We start from the raw sequence: 19,627 nt of genomic DNA on the forward strand, positions 1-19,627 counted from the left end.
CCTCGATATAGTTAATGTCTGGACTGTTCATATGCCGAAAAAGTTGAGCCGAATTTATCCTTACTTACAAAACTTTCGAGCACTGCCTGATTAGTGCCTTACCTGACAGCAACACCCACAGTCTTGCTAACCCTGTCAAAAATTACCCATCGGATTGTTATATGCATTCAGCGCAGTGAGGAATCTGCCACGTTAACAATTAGAAATGTTAACTCGGTTGTAGATATGTATGTATATGGCATCAAATGAGATTGCATATCATTTGAATATGCAGGCTTGTCGCTTTTCGGGTGCGTATATCTGGACTGCCCTATGGGTAACGTCCAGGCCTGGTAAAGCCTTGCTATATGCCCGCTTTACAACTGGAGAGATTTATGAGCATTGGATATAAAAAGAAAATCAGCGAGAAGCCTCCATACCCAGCCTTCGCGTCAGCCATCAGCCTGGCCATGGTGTCCTGGGTTGACACGAGTCTGGCTGAAACCAGTGGCACCGACTCGAACCGGGTTCTGCTGGACAACCTGACCATCAGCGGGGAGCAGGCCCGGGGCTACAAGGTCGACCACATGTCCTCGCCCAAGCAGACCGCGCCATTGCTGGATACGCCACAAACCATCAATGTCATTCCCGAAACCCTGTACCGGGAACAGGCAGCGCGCACCCTGACCGAAGTCCTGAAGAACACCCCTGGAATCAGCTTCAATGCCGGCGAGAACGGTTTCGCTACCAGCTCCAACAACTTCCAGATGCGCGGCTTCGATACCAGCGGTAACATCTTCATCAACGGCTCGCGCGACTCCGGCAGCTACACGCGGGACGTGTTCAACGTCGAGCAGGTCGAGGTCGTCAAGGGGCCGGCCGCGGACAACGGCCGTGGCGGCGCCGGCGGCTATATCAACATGGTGACCAAGGTACCGACCCTGGACAGTTTCATCGGTGGTGTCGTCAACTACGGTTTCGATCAATACCGTTCCGAGGACCGCAAGCGCGCCACTCTGGATATCAACCAGGCACTCACCAGCCACACCGCCGCGCGCCTGAACCTGATGCTGGAAAACAGCGGGATACCCGGCCGTGAGCATACCGAGAAAAACGGCTGGGGCCTGGCGCCCTCGCTGGCTTTGGGCCTTGGTACCAAGACCCGGGCCATCTTCGCTTTCGACTACGTGGAACAGAACGACCGGCCCGACTGGGGCGTGCCCGGCGCTACGGTACGCTACATGGATCGGCATCACCCCAGCGCCGGCAGCGGTGATCGCGACGAGTTCTACGGCCTGGACTCCGACTACGACGACACCACCAGCTACTCCATCATGACCCGTTTCGAGCATGACCTGTCGGACAGCCTGAATCTCAGCAACCAGACCCGCTGGTCGCGGGTCAGTCGCGACGCCCGCTACACCATACCGACCGGTTACGTTCCGGCCACCCGCCAGGCCACCACGCAGACCCAGTTCTACGATCGGGACAACTACACCTTCAGCAACCTGACCAATCTGTCGGCGCGCTTTCTCACCGGCTCGGTGAAACACAACCTGGCCGCCGGCCTCGAATTCACCCTGGAGAAATCGGAGTCCAACGGCTATCCCACGGTGAATGGCGGCAACACGACCATCAATGAGCCTGATCGCAACCGGCCTAGCCTCGCCACGCCGCCGAAGGCCAACGACAGCAAGGTCAAGATCGACACGGTGGCGCTGTATGCCTATGACACCGCCGAATTCAACGAGCACTGGCAACTCACCGGTGGCGTGCGCCTAGAGAACTATCGGGTGAGGATCGACAGCAAGCTGGCGAACGGCACGCGCATGGATGTCGATGGCTACGACAACTCCGAATTCACCCTGGGCGGCAAACTGGGTGTTGTCTACAAGCCGGCCAAGAACGGCAGCATCTACGCCGCCTTCGGGGTTTCGCACCAGCCGCCGGGGTCCTATCTGTCCAACCCGGATATTTCCCGTCCGGATGCCAACGTATTCCCCGGTTTCGTCGAAGGCGCCGACCCGGTCGTGTCGTATAACTACGAAATCGGCACCAAATGGGATCTCTTCAAGGATCGCTTGTCCACCACGGCAGCCCTGTTCTATACGGAAAAGAAAGATGTACCGATCACCGGTCGCGACCTGGGCGAGACCCGGGATACCCAAAAGGGCGACGGCAAGCAGGTCGTCTATGGCCTCGAACTGAGTGCGACCGGCAAGGTGACCGACAACTGGAATGTCTTTGGCGGCCTCATGCTGATGCAAAGCGAGCGCCGTCACAGTGCTCGCATGGATCGGGTGCGCCGTAACGCCAACTCCGCCGATTACGGCACTCACACACGCACCGACGGCGATGACCTGGCTTTCACGCCGGAAGTCACCGCCAACCTGTGGACCACCTATCGCTTGCCTTTTGGAGTAACCATCGGCGGCGGTTTGCAGCATGTCGGCTCGTCCTACCTGGGGCGCCCGGACGACGCCAACCGCATCGTTGCCAACGGCCTGTACGGTAAGCTGCCCAGCTACACCATCTATAACCTGATGGCTTCGTACGATATCTCCCCGAATATCGGCCTACGCCTGAACATCGACAATCTGACCAACGAAGAATACCCGGCCTCCGCCAACTGGAACGGAACACGCGTGGCCTGGGGACCGCCCCGTGTCACTCAGATCAGCACCGACTTCAAGTTCTAGATCGGCCTTCGAGGCTTTCACGACAACCCGGGAGTCTTATTTCCCCGGGTTTCCGTTTCCGGTGGATTACTCTACCGAACCCTACCCATGAAGGTATTCGACAATGATGCTGGCAATTCCCGACGTCCTGTCAGCGGAGCAGGTGCGCCAATGCCGTGAAGCGCTGGAGCGGGCAACCTGGCACGATGGCCGACACACGGCCGGGCATATGGCGATTCACGTCAAGGCCAATCTACAACTGGCTCAGGACGATCCGCTGGCCACGCAACTGGGCGAATTCATCCTCGAACGTCTCAGCGCTACCCCACGCTTCCTGGCTGCGGCCCTGCCACTGAAGGTGCTGCCGCCGCGCTTCAATTGCTATACCGGAGGCGGCGCCTACGGCAACCACACCGACAATGCCATTTTCACCTTGCCGGGCACGTCCCTGCGTATTCGCAGCGACCTCTCGGCCACCCTGTTTTTCTGCGACCCGGACGCTTACGATGGCGGCGAACTGGTCATCGAGGACACCTACGGCAGCCAGCGCGTCAAACTGCCTGCCGGGCACATGGCCCTTTATCCCAGCACCAGCCTGCACCAGGTGACTCCCGTTACTCGCGGCGCCCGTCTGGCAGCCTTCTTCTGGATCCAGAGCCTGGTGCGCGAAGACCACCAGCGCGCCATGCTGCTGGAGCTGGATGATGCCATTCAGAGCCTGGCCACAGATGTGCCGGAAAACCCGGCGCTGGCCCGCCTGACCGGGGTCTACCACAACCTGTTACGGCATTGGGCCGATACCTGAGACGCGAAACCGATGACTAGCCCTCTGAGCAAATTGCAGCAAATCCCGCCGGACATCGCCGCTGTCGCCGATTACGAGCCCTTTGCCCGTCAGCGCATGAGCGAACAGGCCTGGGCCTATATGGCGGGTGGCGCCGCGGATGAATTCACCCTGCACGAAAACTGTGCCGCCTTCCAACGCTGGCGGATACGCAGCCGCGTCTTGCGGGATTTGAGCGCGGGGCATACCCGCCTGGAACTGTTCGGCCAGACTTTCGACTGCCCGATTTTCCTGGCCCCGGTGGCCTACCAGAAAATGGTCCATCCCGAAGGAGAACTGGCCAGCGTGCTGGCCGCCTCGGCGGTGCGCACCGGCATGGTGGTCAGCACCCAGGCCAGCGCGTCGCTGGAGGACATCGCCCGCCAGACCCAGGTCCCCTTGTGGTTTCAGTTGTATATCCAGCCGGATCGCGAATTCACCCGCGAACTGATCCGGCGGGCCGAGGCCGCCGGCTACCAGGCGCTGGTGGTGACGGTGGACGCGCCGGTCAACGGCGTACGCAACCGCGAGCAGCGCGCCGGCTTCGTCCTGCCGGACGGCATCGAAGCGGTCAACCTGCGCGGTATGCGGGTGCCGCCCCAGCCGGCCAGCCGGATCGGTGACAACGTATTGCTGGGCGGCCCCTTGCTGGCGGCGGCGCCCACCTGGCGGGATCTGCAATGGCTGCGCAGCCTGACCCGCCTGCCGATCCTGATCAAGGGCGTGATGCATGCCGAGGACGCCAGCCGGGCCGTGGCCGAGGGTATCAATGGAATCATCGTCTCCAACCATGGCGGCCGTACCCTGGACACCCAGCCGGCCACCATCGATGTCCTGGCGGAGATCGCCCAGGCTGTCGAAGGACGTGTACCGCTGCTGCTGGACGGCGGCATCCGCCGCGGCACGGACATCCTCAAGGCACTGGCCCTGGGCGCTGAAGCGGTCCTGGTCGGACGTCCCTACCTCTTCGGCCTGGCCACCGCCGGCGCGGTCGGCGTTGCCCACGTTATGCACCTTCTGCGCGCCGAACTGGAAGCGGCCATGGCCTTGACCGGCTGCCGCACCCTGGATGATATCGGCCCCTCGCTGGTCAGCCGCTGAGGCAGCCGGGATGTGAGTGAGGGTGAGTAACAGCCGCCAGACCATACGCTCCTTTTCGAGCAACTCGGCGAGCGCGCCTCACTGTCCTGGTAGGGAAACCCGAGGGCCGGTGTACCTTACAATCCAGATGCCCTGGTTCTTATGCGAAACGTAGGCGTAGCCGCGCCGATCGACCAGCACGTCCTCGGCTTGCAGGACCAGTTTTCCATGGGGCAGATAACCGATCCTCTCGGTTGGCTCCGGTGCCATGAAAAAGCCGACTTCACGTGGCAGGCGCGGGTTCGAGATATCGTAGGCCCTGAGTCCGGCATTGAAATGGGCGACGTAGAGAAGGTCCTGCTGCTTTTCTACATCGGGGTTGTGCTGGAGGTGGTTGATATTGTGCGGACCTCGCCAGCCGCCTTTCTCGAAGAAGTCCTTGTAAGGCGCGCCCTTCGGCGGAACGGGTTCGGGCAAGAGCCCCAGCAGCGTCGGTTTCAGCGGATTTGAAATATCCACCAGCGACGAATGGTGCAGAGGTCCCTTCTCGTACGTGACGCTTTCGGAATTCGCGTAAGCCAGCGTTTCGCCTTTGAAAGGCAGGACGCTGTGAACACCGAACTTGCTGTTGAAAGGTGGGCTGAAATCAAGCCTTCCAAGCTGCCGCGGCTTTTTGACGTTGCCGATATCCAGAATGACCAGCCCGGCCGAACCATAAGGGAGATAGGCCCTGTCGCCGACGATATAAGGAGGGCCATGCAGCGAGATGTCGGCATCCGTTGCGCACAGCCCGTGATCGTGGGGATTTTCATGGCCATGGTTCACCGGATCGGAGTCGGCGCCCAGACCCAGTGTTTCACCCCCGGCTTCATGCTGTCCTTTCACCCACCACCTGCCTGCTTCGACAGGGTTCGCCGGATCGCTGATATCCACGATGACGTAGATATTGCCTTTATACCCCGGCATTCCGGCGGCAAGGTGCATGTACCTGCCGCCGGCGTAGAAGTTGCGGTGGGTTCCGGTGCCGCCGGTTTCGAATTGCCCCAGACGCCTGGGGTTTTCCGGGTCCTGGATATCCCAGATGACCACGCCCTCCTTGAACGGCTTGCCTTCCGCTCGTGGGTCCAGAAAGTTCTTTTCGAGCGAGGTAATCAGAATGTCATTGGCCTGATCGACCTGGAGCGTGAAGGTGCTCTCATCCTCCGGCAGAAAGCGAATCGGACGAGGGTGCCAGGGATCGGTGACGTCAAGTACCGTAAGGCCAGAATGAAAAATATGGGCGGCGAAGAGGTACCAGCGCCCATTCTTTTCCTTGATCGTCATTTTGAAGGCGGGCCTGCCATCCACGTCCGTGTAGCCAACCGGTTCGAAATGTTCGGCTTGCCAGCCCGGCGGAAGAGGGCTCGATGGGGTCTCGCTAAGCCCCGGAGCAGGAATGCCGAGGAGCAGCAGCGTGACGCAGCAAAGTGAAATAAAGGGTTCTTTCATTGCCAGTGCCTCGATTCATGATGAATCCCACAAATGGCGAAGGAGGCGCTTTCTCGTGTTCACGTGCCTGCCACGAATTTCACCGTCAAGGCATGGCCGTAGTGGTGAACGATGTCTTGCAGAAAGTGGCTGTGCTGGCCGCCGCCGCCCGTATGGTTACCATAGTAGCCAACAGGAGCCAGCGGACCCTGTTTGTGCTGGATAAGTTGATTTTTTGTTTAACTTATTGATTTTAATTTGTTTTTTATGAATTGTGGCAAGCCGGCTGGCCGGCCTGCGCGGCCCGACCTGCGCGGCCCGACCAGAGTCGCTGCAGCCCTTTACGCCTCGCCGTACCAGGCGTCGAACAGCTCGCCGGTTTCGACTCGGGCGACTTCCGGGCGTTTTTCCAACCAGGCACTTACGGCCTGGCGATCTTCTTCGGTCGGGGAAGCGTAGCGTCTGGCGGTCATGATGGTGCCTTCCAGCCATTTGGCATCGATGCCGCCAATATAGTCGAGCTGGCGAGCTTCAACGGCGTCGATGAAATCTTCCAGGAAGGTCATCAGGGCTTCTTCTTCCAGGGCTTGCTTGAAATCGATCTTGAGTTCGAAGGCATGTTCCTGGAATTCGCCGAGATAGCGCTTCTTGCGCAGACGGCGTTTCATGGTGCGCAGACGTTCTTCAGTGATGGGTTTGAGCATGGGGATTCGCTTTTGGAGGGTGTAGAGAGGACACAGCCATGGCTGCGTCGTGGGGACGCATCATCCTCGTCGGTGATGATTCAGTCCACCGCGTATTTCATTGTTTAAGCTCCGCCAGGCCTTTGAGCAGGGCCGCGTGGAAGCGCTCGGGAGCCTGGATCTGCGGGGCGTGGCCGAGGTCGTCGAACTCCACCAGGGTCGCACCGGGAATGGCCTTGGCAGTGCGCTTGCCCAGCTCGGCGTAGTTGCCCAGTTGTGGACGCAGGGCTTCGGGCGCGGCGTCCTTGCCGATGGCGGTGTTGTCCTTGAGGCCGACCAGCAAAAGCGTCGGTGGCTTGAGCTGGCCGAATTCGTAGACCACCGGCTGGGTGAAGATCATGTCGTAGAGCAGCGCCGAGTTCCAGGCCACGGTTTCCTTGCCAGGGCCGTTGAACAGACCGGCGAGCATGTTCACCCAACGGTCATAGGCGGGCTGCCATTCACCGGCGTAATAGGTGCCTTGCTCGTACTTGCGAATGCTCTGGGCCGATGTTTTCAACTCGCGCTCGTACCACTGATCGATGGTCCGATAGGGCACGCCGATGGCTTTCCAATCTTCCAGGCCAATAGGGTTGACCAGCACCAGTTGTTCCACTTGCTCGGGATAGAGCAGGGTGTAGCGGGTGGCGAGCATGCCGCCGGTGGAGTGACCGAGGATGGTGGCCTGGTCCACGCCGAGGTGTTCGAGCAGCGCGTGGGTATTGCTTGCCAGTTGCTGGAAACTGTACTGGTAATGTGCGGGTTTGCTGGACTTGCAGAAGCCGATCTGGTCTGGCGCGATGACCCGGTAACCGGCCTGACCGAGTGCTTGGATGCTGGCTTCCCAGGTGCCGGCGCAGAAATTCTTGCCATGCAGCAACACCACCGTGCGGCCGTTGGGGGTTTGCGGCTGCACATCGAGATAGGCCATGTGCCGGCGTTCACGCTGAGATTCGAAGTCGAAGCGACCGACCGGATAGGGATAGTCGAAGCCTTCCAGTTCCGGGCCGTAGGTCGAAGGTTCCGCCGCCAGCAGCGGTGCGGCGACAGCCAGTAGCAGGGCAGGTAGCCAGTGTTGCAGCATGGGGAATCGCTCCTTGATGCAGTCATGTTTTTATCGTGAACAGGTTCTCAGGTGCGTTCGAGTACTTCGGGATTGGCCAGGTTCTGCGGCTGGCCGGCAAAGAAGGCTGCAACGTTGGCAAAGGCATCGCCGAAATACAGCTCGTAGCTCTGCTTTTCCACGTAACCCAGGTGCGGTGTGCAGAGCACGCGCGGATGAGTCAGTAGCGGATGGCGGGGGTCGAAGATCGGTTCTTCTTCGTACACATCCAGTGCGGCGGAGCCGGGGCGGCCGCTGTCGAGCGCCGCAAGCAGCGCGCCGGGTGCGATCAGGCCGGCACGGCTGCCGTTGACCAGCAGGGCATCCGGTTTCATCCGTTGCAGATCGCCGAGGGTGACGATGTGGCGGGTCTGGTCCGAGAAGCGCAGGTTCAGGCTGAGAATATCGGCCTCGGCGAAAAACGCCTCGCGCGATGGCGCCGCCCGATGCCCGTCCGTCGCGGCCGCTTGCCGGGATTGCGCGCTACCCCAGACCAGTACCGGCATTTCGAACGCTTTGGCGTAATGAGCCAGGCGTCGGCCGATCTTGCCGTAGCCCCAGATCCCCAGGGTCTGGCCTTGCAGGCAATGGCCCAGGTTGATCTGCCACTGGCCCCGGTGGAATGCCTCGATGGCCGGGACCAGTTGACGCCGGGCATTGATGATCAATGCCCAGATCAGTTCGGCCGGTGCCACCGGCGAGCCGCGTCCTTCGGTCACCGCAACGCCCTGGGCGGTGCAGGCGGGCAGATCCAGATGACTGGAAACCTTGCCGGTCTGGCTGATCAGCTTGAGTGTGGGCAGACGCTCCAGCAGCGCGGCATCGATGCGCGTGCGCTCGCGGGTCAGCACCAGTGCATCGGCATTGGCGAAGCGCGCGGCGAGGAGATCGAGATCCGTAGCGCTGTCGTGGTAGAGGCTGACCTGATGGCCGCTCAGGCGAGTGAAGCAGTCGAGCGACTCGATGACCTGCTGGTAGTCGTCGGGAATCACGATATGCATGGGTATTTCCTTTATCTTGTGATCGACGGACAGTTTCGTGAAGTATGAACGCGACAGTTGTGCGTTGAGCGTAAAACCCGCGGCGGCTATAATGCCGCGCTTCCTTTTTCCCGCCTGGGAGCCCCGCCATGCTGCGCATCAGCCAAGAAGCCCTGACTTTCGACGACGTTCTCCTCATCCCCGGCTATTCCGATGTATTGCCCAAGGATGTCAGCCTCAAAACCCGGCTGACTCGCGGCATCGAACTGAACATTCCGCTGCTGTCCGCCGCGATGGATACCGTTACCGAATCACGCCTGGCGATTGCCATGGCCCAGGAAGGCGGCATCGGTATCATCCACAAGAACATGACCGCCGAACAGCAGGCGTTCGAAGTGCGCAAGGTCAAGCGTCACGAAACGGCCATCGTCCACGATCCGGTAACGGTCACGCCGAATACCAAGATCATCGAACTCCTGGAGAAAGTCCGCGAGCTGGGCTTTTCCGGCTTCCCGGTGCTGGCTGACAACGAGCTGGTCGGCATCGTCACCGGCCGCGACCTGCGCGTACAGCCGAACGCCGGCGATACCGTGGCGGCGATCATGACGCCCCGGGAAAAGCTGATCACCGTCGAGGAAGGCACACCGCTGGAAGTGATCAAGGCCAGGCTCCATGAGCACCGTATCGAGAAGATGCTGGTGGTGGGCAAGGGTTTCCAGCTACGCGGCCTGGTGACTTTCCGCGATATCGAGAAGGCCAAGAGCTATCCGCTGGCCTCCAAGGACGGGCAGGGACGCCTGCGGGTCGGTGCCGCCGTGGGGACCGGTACCGATACCGAGGATCGTGTGGAAGCGTTGGTGTCGGCAGGTGTCGACGTGATTGTGGTGGACACCGCTCACGGCCATTCCAAAGGCGTGATCGACCGAGTGCGCTGGGTCAAGGAGAACTTTCCAGATGTGCAGGTGATCGGCGGCAATATCGCCACCGCCGAAGCGGCGCTGGCACTGGTGGAGGCCGGTGCGGATGCGGTCAAGGTCGGCATCGGGCCGGGATCGATCTGCACCACCCGGATCGTCGCCGGAGTCGGCGTGCCGCAGATCAGCGCCATCGCCAACGTATCCGCCGCACTGGCCGGCACCGGCGTGCCGATGATCGCTGATGGTGGCATCCGCTTCTCCGGCGATCTGTCCAAGGCCGTCGTGGCCGGGGCCAACTCGGTGATGCTGGGCTCGATGTTCGCCGGGACCGAAGAGGCGCCGGGCGAAGTCGAGCTGTTCCAGGGGCGTTCCTACAAAGCCTATCGCGGCATGGGCTCGCTGGGCGCCATGTCCCAGGCGCAAGGCTCGTCCGACCGTTACTTCCAGGACTCTTCCGCAGGTGCCGAGAAGCTAGTACCGGAAGGCATCGAAGGCCGCGTCCCCTACAAAGGCGCGCTGTCGGTGATCCTCCATCAGTTGATGGGCGGCCTGCGCGCCTCCATGGGCTACACTGGTTGCGCCACCATCGACGAGATGCGCACTAAGCCACAGTTCGTCCGCATCACCGGTGCCGGCATGGCTGAATCGCATGTGCACGATGTACAGATCACCAAGGAAGCGCCGAATTACCGGGTCGGCTAAGAGCCTGTTCACGATCTGCTGCGCGTCGGCTAAACGGCGTTGAAATCGACTTTGGAATGCTCATTTACCACTCGTAAACTCGCACGCGAGCCCGGTCCGCTTCCTCAGCCGTTTTCGCCACCGTTTAGCTCTAGCTCGCGAAATCGTGAACAGGCTCTAAGCAGCCTGCTTTATAAAAGACGCTGGAGCGGGACGCCGGAGGCCGGAAGCGATTGACTTCCGGCTTCTGCTTTCAGCTTCTGGCTTTCAGCTTCATGCTCCTTCCCAAGGAAAGCCCCATGGCTCATCACGACATCCACGCCCACCGCATCCTGATCCTGGATTTCGGCTCCCAGTACACGCAACTGATCGCCCGCCGTGTGCGCGAAATCGGCGTTTATTGCGAGTTACACCCGTTCGATATGAGCGACGAGGATATTCGCGCCTTCGCCCCGCGCGGGATCATCCTCGCGGGCGGGCCGGAATCGGTACATGCAGCCGACAGCCCGCGCGCGCCCAAGGCCGTGTTCGATCTGGGCGTGCCCCTGCTCGGTATCTGCTACGGTATGCAGACCATGGCCGAACAGCTTGGCGGCAAGGTCGAAGGCTCGCCGATCCGCGAATTCGGCTACGCCAAGGTCGATCTGGTCGGCAAGAGCCGTTTGCTCGATGGCATCGAAGATCACGTGGATGCCGATGGCGTGCTCGGCCTCGATGTCTGGATGAGCCACGGTGACAAGGTTGCCCAACTGCCGACCGGCTTTCATATCCTTGCCAGTACCGGTAGCTGCGCCATCGCCGCCATGGGTGACGAGAAGCGCCACTGGTACGGCGTGCAGTTCCACCCGGAAGTGACCCATACCAAGCAGGGCGAGCGTATTCTCGCGCGTTTTCTACGGGAGATTTGCGGCTGCGAGGCACTGTGGACGCCAACCCATATCGTCGAGGACGCCATCGCCCAGGTGCGTGCCCAGGTCGGTCGTTCCAACGTGTTGCTCGGCTTGTCCGGCGGAGTCGATTCCTCGGTGGTCGCCGCGCTGTTGCATCGGGCCATCGGCGACCAACTGACCTGTGTCTTTGTCGACAACGGCCTGCTGCGCTACCAGGAAGGCGACCAAGTGATGGCCATGTTCGCCGAAAACATGGGCGTCAAGGTCATCCGCGTCGATGCCGAGGCACAGTTTCTTACCAACCTTGAAGACGAGGCCGATCCGGAGAAGAAGCGCAAGATCATCGGTCGTACCTTCATCGATGTGTTCGACGCCGAGGCCAGCAAGCTCAAGAACATCAAATTCCTCGCCCAGGGCACCATCTACCCGGACGTGATCGAATCGGCCGGTGCCAAGACCGGCAAGGCCCACGTCATCAAGTCGCACCACAACGTCGGCGGCCTGCCGGAGGAAATGAACCTCGCCCTGATCGAGCCATTGCGCGAGCTGTTCAAGGATGAAGTGCGCAAAATCGGTCTGGAACTGGGCCTGCCCCACGATATGGTCTATCGCCATCCGTTCCCGGGGCCCGGCCTTGGCGTGCGTATCCTCGGCGAAGTGAAAAAGGAATACGCCGACCTGCTGCGCCTGGCCGACCACATCTTCATCGAAGAACTGCGCCAAGCCGACTGGTATCATAAGGTCAGCCAGGCCTTCGTGGTCTTCCAGCCGGTGAAATCCGTCGGCGTGGTCGGCGATGGCCGCCGCTACGCCTGGGTCGTCGCCTTGCGCGCGGTGGAAACCATCGACTTCATGACCGCCCGCTGGGCACACTTGCCCTACGAACTACTGGAAAAAGTCTCCAACCGCATCATCAACGAGATCGAAGGCATCTCGCGCGTCACCTACGATGTATCGAGCAAGCCGCCGGCGACGATCGAATGGGAGTGAAACCGGGTTTTCAGAGGCTATCGCCAGTACTCTAAAAATCGCCTTGAATTGCCGACTCAACGCCCGCATGGTCGACAGCACGCGCGCCATGCGCAAGAGCAGCATTGATCTCTATGCCTTGGTGGCGTGCCTGACTGGGGTGTGCTGCGACGAAATCTTGGTGGGCATTGGCCGGCAGGGGCGGCTTGCGCTGGAATTCACTCTTCGATCAGAGCTCGTCCTGAGCATCAATCGGATCATTGCAAACGCGCAGGGTTATCGGTGCGGGAGCCCCCATTTCATGCGGTTGCATCTATAGAACGCTATTACCTAAGCTGCTGGTGCGATATGCCTGCTACGGGCACATCTGACCATCACTGAACAATCTCTCGAAAGCGATCCCGCCTATTTCACTAAGGTGTTGTCAAGGGCTCGCAGATTTGTTGAGAAGTGCTGCGATGAATAGCAACGAAATGACGAAAGGACCTTCTTTATGGCCAACTCGACAGCGGAGCTCCAGGAGCTTCTCATGCAGCGGTCGTTGACCGACCCGCAGCTTCAGGCGGCGGCAGTGACGGCTGCAGACTTCCGGATTCTGCCGGACGCAACAGTGCTCAAGATCGGCGGACAGAGCGTCATCGATCGTGGCCGCGCGGCGCTCTACCCGCTGGTGGATGAGATCGTTGCCGCCCGCAAGAACCACAAGCTGCTGATTGGTACCGGCGCAGGCACCCGGGCTCGGCACCTGTACTCGATCGCGGCCAGGCTTGGTCTGCCGGCAGGCGTACTCGCGCAGCTCGGCTCCTCGGTGGCCGATCAGAACGCCGCCATGTTGGGGCAACTCCTGGCGAAGCACGGTATCCCCGTGGTCGAGGGTGCCGGTTTGTCAGCGGTGCCGCTGTCCCTCTCCCAGGTAAACGCTGTTGTCTTCAGCGGCATGCCACCCTACAAGCTGTGGATGCGCCCCGCTGCCGAAGGTGTGATCCCGCCTTACCGCACCGACGCTGGATGTTTCCTCCTTGCCGAGCAGTTCGGCTGCAAGCAGATGATCTTCGTCAAGGATGAGGACGGCCTCTACACCGCCAACCCGAAGACCTCGAAGGACGCCACCTTCATCCCGAAGATTTCGGTCGACGAAATGAAGGCGAAAGGGCTGCATGACTCGATCCTCGAGTTCCCGCTGCTCGACTTCATCCAGGCGGCTCAGCACGTCCGCCAGGTGCAGATCGTGAACGGCCTCGTCCCCGGCAATGTGACCCGCGCGCTTGCCGGCGAGCACGTCGGCACCATCATCACCGCGAACTGAGGCCCATCACCATGACTGACACCACCAACAGCATCAAGCACGTTGCCTCGCCACTCGCGCGCCAGACTCTCCAGGACGGTGATCTCACCCGTCCGGTCGCGGGCGTACGCCCGATCCGGCTGCTTCCCTGGCTGCAGATCGTCAAGATCGGCGGGCGCTCCATCATGGACCGCGGCCCCGATGCGATCCTCCCGATCGTCGAAGAGCTGCGCAAGCTGCTGCCCGAGCACCGTCTGTTGATCCTGACCGGCGCCGGCATCCGTGCCCGCCATCTCTACAGCGTCGGCCTCGACCTCGGCCTGCCGGTCGGGTCGCTGGCTCCGCTCGCCGCGAGCGAGGCGGGCCAGAACGGCCACATCCTTGCCTCGCTGCTCGCCTCGGAGGGCGTCTCCTATGTCGAGCATCCCACTATCGAAAGCCAGCTCGCCGTCCACCTTTCTGCCGCTCGCGCGGTCGTGGGGAGTGCTTTCCCGCCGTACCACCATCACGAGTTTCCGGGCTCCCGCATCCCGCCTCACCGGGCTGACACGGGCGCGTTCCTGCTCGCTGATGCGCTCGGCGCGGCGGGCCTGACGATTGTCGAGGACGTGGACGGGGTATACACCTCCGACCCCAATGGCCCCGACGGGCAGCAGGCACAGTTCCTGTCCGAGACGAGTGCCGCCGATCTCGCGAAGTTCGAAGGCACGCTGCCGTTCGACCGCGCACTCCTCGATGTCATGGCAACCGCCCGCCACATCGAGCGTGTGCAGGTGGTGAACGGGCTCGTGCCGGGTCGACTCACCGCCGCGCTGCGCGGCGAGCATGTCGGGACGATTGTCCGTACCGGCGCGGCCTGAGCGCCTGCTCCCCCAGCTCCTGACGCGCGTGCCTCAGAGTCTATTCACGCTCTGCTGCGCGTCGGCTAAACGGTGTTGAAATCGGCCTGGATCGCCAGCCCGGTCCGCTTCCTCAGCCGTTTTCGTCACTGTTTAGCTCTAGCTCGCGAAGATGAAGTTGGATCGTGAGCTGGAGCGACTGAGTGTCAATGAGAGCAAGAGTGCAGTGGCGAGTGCGTTTGGCCGCACGTTCGTCGCAGATGGCGCAACAGCCATCTGGAACTGAATAGGGTGTTGACCCTTGCCTGGTTCGATAGCCTGGGACTAGCACGACTCTCATAACCTCAATTTCTCGAACCGCCCGGTGCGGACCCGCATGCCGGGTGGTGTGGCAGGGGCGCGGCCTATGAGGGCTGCTCCCTATGCCGATGGGCTTCCACCCTGTTATCTCCTGCCAAACAAGTCTGCTGTTTGCCTTTGGATGATTGCAAGTTGCATGTGCTTTTTGCGCTCAACTTGCATAGTGCAATTAAAGAACTTTTTTATTTATCTATAACACATTGATTTAAAAGTTTAATTTTTTATTCTGGAGTTGGTGCGTGTATTGCACCCTAGTAGTCTAGGGCTGCAGCGGGTTCGATGCTGCAGATTCAAGTAAAAGAGGAGCAACACCACTATGAAAATTACCCGAACCTCCCTGACTGCCGCTGTAGTCGTTACTGCTCTAGGCCTGCCGATGGCTGGTTCCGCTCTGGCTGATACTTCTCCTGCTTTCGCGTCAGCTCCGATCATGCTGGCGGCTAACGAAAGCACCCATAACGCTGGGGAAGCCGTATCCGATACATGGATCACCACCAAGGTCAAGTCCGCCTTGCTAGCGGAAGACTCTACTCCTGGCTTGGATATCAAGGTCGAAACCAAAGACGGTGTCGTATCGCTGTCGGGTACGGTTCCAACCGAGGCGCAACGTGAAGCGGCCATTGCTGAAACCAAGAGCATCAAGGGTGTTCGCCAAGTGCTGGCTGATGGCCTCAAAACCGTCGAATAAGCCGGATTCTATTTTAGGCACGGTCCGCGGCTCAATGCGGCAGACCGTGCCTGATTTGCAAAGCAATGGTTTTTATCGATTTCCTCGCCGACTATCGACCTGCTTCAGCCTGTTTCCTTCGAAACGAAGGAAATGGTACATGCCATGCTCAGGGCCATAGATCCACTCTTCGACCCGCACTTCATACCTGAATCCATAGTTGTCCAGGGTTTCCCTGGAGCCGATTTGTAGCCGGTCGGCTGGCTCGCCACATTTTTCCAGAACTTCGTTCGTTGTGGCTTCGGAGCTGACTAGCTGGCGATTGCAACGATAAGTATCGGCTTGAGCCTGGTATGTGATTAATACCAGCACAGCACCTATTATCGGAGTCGAAATTCGATTGGGCATGTCAGCGGCCGCGGCGGGTTTCGATGTTGACCAGCCGATTACCTTCGAAGCGGAGAATGCCCAACATGCCGTTAGCTGGCCCATAAACCCATTCTTCAACCACTGTTTCATAGCGCTCGTAGCGACCCAGGGTATAACCCACCAGTTCACGGTGGGCTGGTGGGCCGCATTTCTGTTCCACCTCGAAGGCTCGATCGCCGGTACTGACGAGCTGGCTACCGCAGCGAAAGGTATCCGCCTGGACAACCAGGGTGGTGACAGAGCCAGACAAGAGCAAGCTTATTGCCAGATAGGGGCTCGTTCGGTTCATTCGCTGTTCAGGTGCAGTGCCGATGCGACGCGGCCATTATCTTCAGGTTCGACGATATTGGTGTCGATCAGGTAAATGCGCTGGTCGGCAAGTCCCCGGCTTACCAGATAATCCTTGATGGCCGCTGCTCGAGCCTGTCCCAGGCGACGCTGCAGGCCTGGATTGCTGCTCCAGGAATCAATGACTGCCTGGCGCATTTTTTCCGTGCGCACCTGCTTGTCTAGTTTTTTCCAGTCGGCAGGGGGTTGCTGTTTCAGACGAGCACGATAGATGCCTTCCAACAGCGTGGCTTTGTCTTTTTCGTTTACCTTCAATTGACTGGCCTCGGCCGGTACCTTGTCGCCGCGTCGTTGCAGGATGCGATACCAGGTATCGCGGTATTCCTGCTCCAGGCGCTGTTGAGCGAGTATCGGGCCGTCGTTTGCCGAGGCTGTTCCTTCGATTTCAAGTGTCAGGCCGGGTCGTTCCTTGAGTGCGGCTATTAGTTTATCCAGCGAGCTCCTGGCTTCGCTTTCCAGTTCTGTGGTACCGGGTGCGAAGTCAACCTGACTGAGATCCGACGATTCGCCAGAACCGAGTAATCCGCCGATCAGCTTGAAGGGGGCCTGCACTGTCTTGACCAGCAGGTTACGCAAGACTTTGCCGATGATCGGCAGGATGCTGAATTGCGGGTCGTTCAGGTTGCCTTCTACTGGAAGTTCGAGGGTGATGACTCCCTTGCTGTCTTTCAGCAGCGCTATTGCCAGGCGTATCGGAAGGTCGACGGCATTCTCGCTATCCACTTTCTCGCCCAGCTGTAGCTGATCGATGACGACCTTGTTCTCGGCGTTCAGTTGTCCTTTCTGGATTCGATAATGCAGGTCGAGATCCATGCGCCCTTTGCGGATGCGATAACCGGCAAATTTCCCTGAATAGGGGGTCAGGGTAGTCAATTCCACTTGATGAAAGCTCGTTGCAATATCCAGGCTCTGTAGCGGATCGAAGGGATTCAAGTGGCCCTTGATGGTAACCGGGGCATATTTGTTGACTTTGCCCTTGATATCGACCTTGGCGGATTGGTATCGAGCGTTGCGATTGTCGAGCGTGCCGATTTGTCCGTTCAGATTTTGGATAGCCGTGATGAAGTTAGGGCGCAGACTGAGATCGGCAAAGTCGCCGGAACCATCAACGATCTTGATCCCACCGATATGGATGCCCATCGGCTTTTCCTGCGGGGATTTTGCGGATGCCGGTACTGGAGGTGTTTTGGTTTTGCTGGCTTTCGTCACTCGCTGATTTTTATTCGAAGCGCTGTCCGGTGACGACTGAACCATCAGTTCGTTGATGTTGGTGGTCATGCCCGGATTGATGATGAAACGTGCGTAAGGACGGGTCAGGTTGATACTGGCGATGTTCAAGCTGTCCTGGTGGCGATAATCGATTCCTTCCAGTAGCAGGCTCCGCCATTTCAGGAGGTCTCGTTCCTTCTGGGTATCCAAGGTATGCAACTGGGTTACTTCAGCTCGACCGGTAACCGAGAGGGCAAGAGGCTCGGTTCCCTTCAGATCAATGTTGAGGTCGCTGCTCAGCATGCCACTCCGTAGTTCGATCTGTACGAAAGGCGTCAGGTAGGCTTGCGCGACGCGTAAGTCTATATTACGAGTGGTGACTTGTAGTTTGCCGGTGGCTGGCGTGAGCTGTAGCTGACCCTTGGCCTTGAGCTGGCCTTGCTTGCCGATGGTGCTGTCCAGTGCCAGCTGGAAGGGTGTCTTGCCCAGACTGTCGAAATTCTGGATGTCTACATTCAGCGGCCCGAGATCGAGGCTGACGGGTTCCTTATTGGTGCGGTCAGTAAGGTGAACCAGGTAGTCGCGCAGTTGTACGTTGCGCAGGATGACTTGCCATGGCGCTGTATTTGATTCACCTGAATCCTTCTTCCCGGGTTTTTTCTCTTCGCTTGCCTTGATTGCTTCAGGCTTGGCCGCCTGACCAGCAGGCTTGGGCTGGTTGGCTGGCCCGGTTTTGGCATTCGTGGCGAAAAGTTTCTGCCAGTCCAGCTCTCCATCCGCTTCCCTGGCTGCCCAGGTTTCCAGTTTGTGGCTACTCAGTTGGCCGATGACGACTTGCTGTTTGGCCAGGTCCACTGAGGATTTACTGGCTTGCAAATCAGCTAACCGGATCAGCGAGCGTCCATCATTGCTATTGATTGAAATCGAGGTCAGCTTTAAAGCGGTATCGTCGAGGTTAAGGGTAAATGCCTTGTCCATACCCATTTTATAATTCGAACTCAGGGTCAGCTTGCCTTCCTGGATCGCCAGGGGGACGGCATCGTTCACATAGGGACGGATTGCCTTGAGATCCAGTTCATCAAGTTGCAGTTGGCCATTGGAGCGAAATACCGGAGCCAACTGTAGCTGGCCCTGCCACTGTAGGCGCCCGCCGGTTTTGCTGGTGGCGACCAGTTTGGCCTGGGAGGTCTTGTCGGGTTGGGTGGAGAACTGTTGCAAGGACAGATTCAGCCCATCGTAGGCAAGATCGATAGGTTCTTTCTTGCTCTGGTCCTGGAAGCGTAGCTGGCCTTGGACTAATTGAATATCGTCGATAACGATGGGGAAAAGCCCGCTATCGGGGTCTTTCTTGTCGCTGCTTTCTGGAATGCGGAACCATTTGGTCAGATTCAGTGTGCCGTCCTTGGCCAGCCTGATTTGGGTCTGCGGTTGCTCGAGCTGAACTTTGGCCAGGTGCAGTACGCCTTGCCAGATGCTGTTCCATTCGAGATCGGCATAAAGGCGGCTCAGCGCCATTTCCTTACGCTCGCCTTCGCCGAGGCTGAAGCCATACAGCGTTAATTCCAGGGTAAAGGGATTGAGCTCGATACGCTCCAGTTTCGCCGGGACAGTGGCGTATTGCTTCAATTGTTCGTTGGCAATGTAGAGGGCGGCTTTGGGCAGGATGAGAAAGCCAAGCAGGCTGTGGATCGCCAGGGCCAGAAGGATTGCGATGAAGGTGCGCTTCAAGGGTTTTGGCATGGGAGGCCTGTCAGAACCGGTGATTGATCGCAGTATGGCATGACTGCTTTCCGTGAAATATGTAAGCCTGACGGCTTTTCCAAACAGATCGCAAAATATCCGGCCACTTTGTCAATTGGCAGGTTTTGCGTCAGCTCCATACGTCACTGGTTTTGCTGCAAGGATTTGTTGCGTATAGCCACAGTAATAAACAAGACAGCTTTGCCATTTATCGTGTTTCGACAGCCCGATTCCTGAGCAGGTTTCCAGGTAGCGCGAGCTTTTCCTCTGCCCAGGCAAGTAATGGGGCGGTTTCATCCATATAGAGAATGGCACCGGATCGCAGAGCAATCCGGTGCTGCATATTGCTCAGCCGCGGTGCCGACCGCGGAAATGATCGATCAGCCCCTGGGTCGAGGAATCCTCGGCCGGCTCTGCCTCGTAGCTGGTCAGGCGGTTGTAGACGTTCTTGCCCAGCTCCTT

At 59.3% G+C, this 19,627-nt stretch carries 16 protein-coding genes; 8 read left to right on the plus strand and 8 right to left on the minus strand.

Annotated elements, in window-relative coordinates; translation table 11 throughout:
* Window positions 1-374 precede the first annotated feature (374 nt).
* The 3 genes from FHR87_RS12840 to FHR87_RS12850 all read left to right on the plus strand — a co-directional run bounded on the left by FHR87_RS12840 (window position 375) and on the right by FHR87_RS12850 (window position 4,581).
* Window positions 375-2,678, plus strand: coding sequence for a TonB-dependent receptor (locus tag FHR87_RS12840; protein ID WP_183167124.1), 2,304 nt, complete (start codon window positions 375-377; stop codon window positions 2,676-2,678).
* Window positions 2,679-2,781: 103 nt separating this feature from the next.
* The gene (locus tag FHR87_RS12845) at window positions 2,782-3,462 is read left to right on the plus strand and encodes a Fe2+-dependent dioxygenase (RefSeq protein ID WP_183167125.1); all 681 of its coding nucleotides are present in this window, start codon (window positions 2,782-2,784) and stop codon (window positions 3,460-3,462) included.
* Window positions 3,463-3,474: 12 nt separating this feature from the next.
* Window positions 3,475-4,581, plus strand: a complete 1,107-nt coding sequence (locus FHR87_RS12850) for an alpha-hydroxy acid oxidase (protein ID WP_183167126.1) — start codon at window positions 3,475-3,477, stop codon at window positions 4,579-4,581.
* Between the two features lie 78 nt (window positions 4,582-4,659).
* Here the strand turns inward: FHR87_RS12850 and FHR87_RS12855 are convergent, their stop codons facing one another.
* The 4 genes from FHR87_RS12855 to FHR87_RS12870 all read right to left on the minus strand — a co-directional run bounded on the left by FHR87_RS12855 (window position 4,660) and on the right by FHR87_RS12870 (window position 8,852).
* Window positions 4,660-6,048 carry an LVIVD repeat-containing protein gene (locus FHR87_RS12855; protein ID WP_183167127.1) on the minus strand — a complete coding sequence of 463 codons (1,389 nt, stop codon included), beginning with the start codon at window positions 6,046-6,048 and terminating at the stop codon, window positions 4,660-4,662.
* 320 nt (window positions 6,049-6,368) lie between these two features.
* Window positions 6,369-6,731: a YggL 50S ribosome-binding family protein gene (locus FHR87_RS12860; RefSeq protein ID WP_183167128.1), complete on the minus strand. Its 363-nt coding sequence runs from the start codon at window positions 6,729-6,731 to the stop codon at window positions 6,369-6,371.
* Window positions 6,732-6,828: 97 nt separating this feature from the next.
* On the minus strand, window positions 6,829-7,833 hold the full coding sequence (locus tag FHR87_RS12865) for an alpha/beta fold hydrolase (protein WP_183167129.1): 1,005 nt from the start codon (window positions 7,831-7,833) through the stop codon (window positions 6,829-6,831).
* 47 nt (window positions 7,834-7,880) lie between these two features.
* Entirely contained in the window at window positions 7,881-8,852 is a 972-nt protein-coding gene (locus FHR87_RS12870) for a D-2-hydroxyacid dehydrogenase family protein (RefSeq protein ID WP_183167130.1), read from the minus strand.
* Between the two features lie 128 nt (window positions 8,853-8,980).
* Here FHR87_RS12870 and guaB point away from each other — a divergent pair, with 128 nt between their 5' ends.
* From guaB to FHR87_RS12895, 5 genes are all read left to right on the plus strand, one after another.
* Entirely contained in the window at window positions 8,981-10,450 is a 1,470-nt protein-coding gene (guaB, locus tag FHR87_RS12875; RefSeq protein WP_183167131.1) for an IMP dehydrogenase, read from the plus strand.
* Window positions 10,451-10,728: 278 nt separating this feature from the next.
* The gene (gene guaA / locus FHR87_RS12880) at window positions 10,729-12,309 is read left to right on the plus strand and encodes a glutamine-hydrolyzing GMP synthase (protein WP_183167132.1); all 1,581 of its coding nucleotides are present in this window, start codon (window positions 10,729-10,731) and stop codon (window positions 12,307-12,309) included.
* Between the two features lie 508 nt (window positions 12,310-12,817).
* A complete protein-coding gene (locus FHR87_RS12885; RefSeq protein WP_246336026.1) occupies window positions 12,818-13,594 on the plus strand; it encodes an amino acid kinase family protein in 777 nt (258 codons plus the stop codon).
* An 11-nt stretch (window positions 13,595-13,605) separates the two neighbouring features.
* Window positions 13,606-14,433 (plus strand): amino acid kinase family protein, encoded by an 828-nt coding sequence (locus FHR87_RS12890; protein ID WP_183167134.1) that lies wholly within the window; start codon window positions 13,606-13,608, stop codon window positions 14,431-14,433.
* 655 nt (window positions 14,434-15,088) lie between these two features.
* On the plus strand, window positions 15,089-15,460 hold the full coding sequence (locus tag FHR87_RS12895; protein ID WP_183167135.1) for a BON domain-containing protein: 372 nt from the start codon (window positions 15,089-15,091) through the stop codon (window positions 15,458-15,460).
* A gap of 72 nt (window positions 15,461-15,532) precedes the next feature.
* On the opposite strand, the gene FHR87_RS12900 is transcribed toward FHR87_RS12895, so the two are convergent.
* The 4 genes from FHR87_RS12900 to FHR87_RS19250 form a co-directional block, all read right to left on the minus strand.
* Window positions 15,533-15,847 (minus strand): DUF2845 domain-containing protein, encoded by a 315-nt coding sequence (locus tag FHR87_RS12900; RefSeq protein ID WP_183167136.1) that lies wholly within the window; start codon window positions 15,845-15,847, stop codon window positions 15,533-15,535.
* Window position 15,848: 1 nt separating this feature from the next.
* Entirely contained in the window at window positions 15,849-16,157 is a 309-nt protein-coding gene (locus FHR87_RS12905) for a DUF2845 domain-containing protein (protein WP_183167137.1), read from the minus strand.
* The gene (locus FHR87_RS12910; RefSeq protein WP_183167138.1) at window positions 16,154-19,165 is read right to left on the minus strand and encodes a DUF748 domain-containing protein; all 3,012 of its coding nucleotides are present in this window, start codon (window positions 19,163-19,165) and stop codon (window positions 16,154-16,156) included. The genes FHR87_RS12905 and FHR87_RS12910 overlap by 4 nt, the downstream gene beginning before the upstream one ends.
* Window positions 19,166-19,513: 348 nt before the next feature.
* Window positions 19,514-19,627: hypothetical protein (locus FHR87_RS19250; protein ID WP_246336022.1), on the minus strand; the 114-nt coding region annotated here is incomplete at its 5' end.

The organism is Azomonas macrocytogenes (assembly GCF_014191985.1).
Lineage (GTDB): Bacteria > Pseudomonadota > Gammaproteobacteria > Pseudomonadales > Pseudomonadaceae > Azomonas > Azomonas macrocytogenes.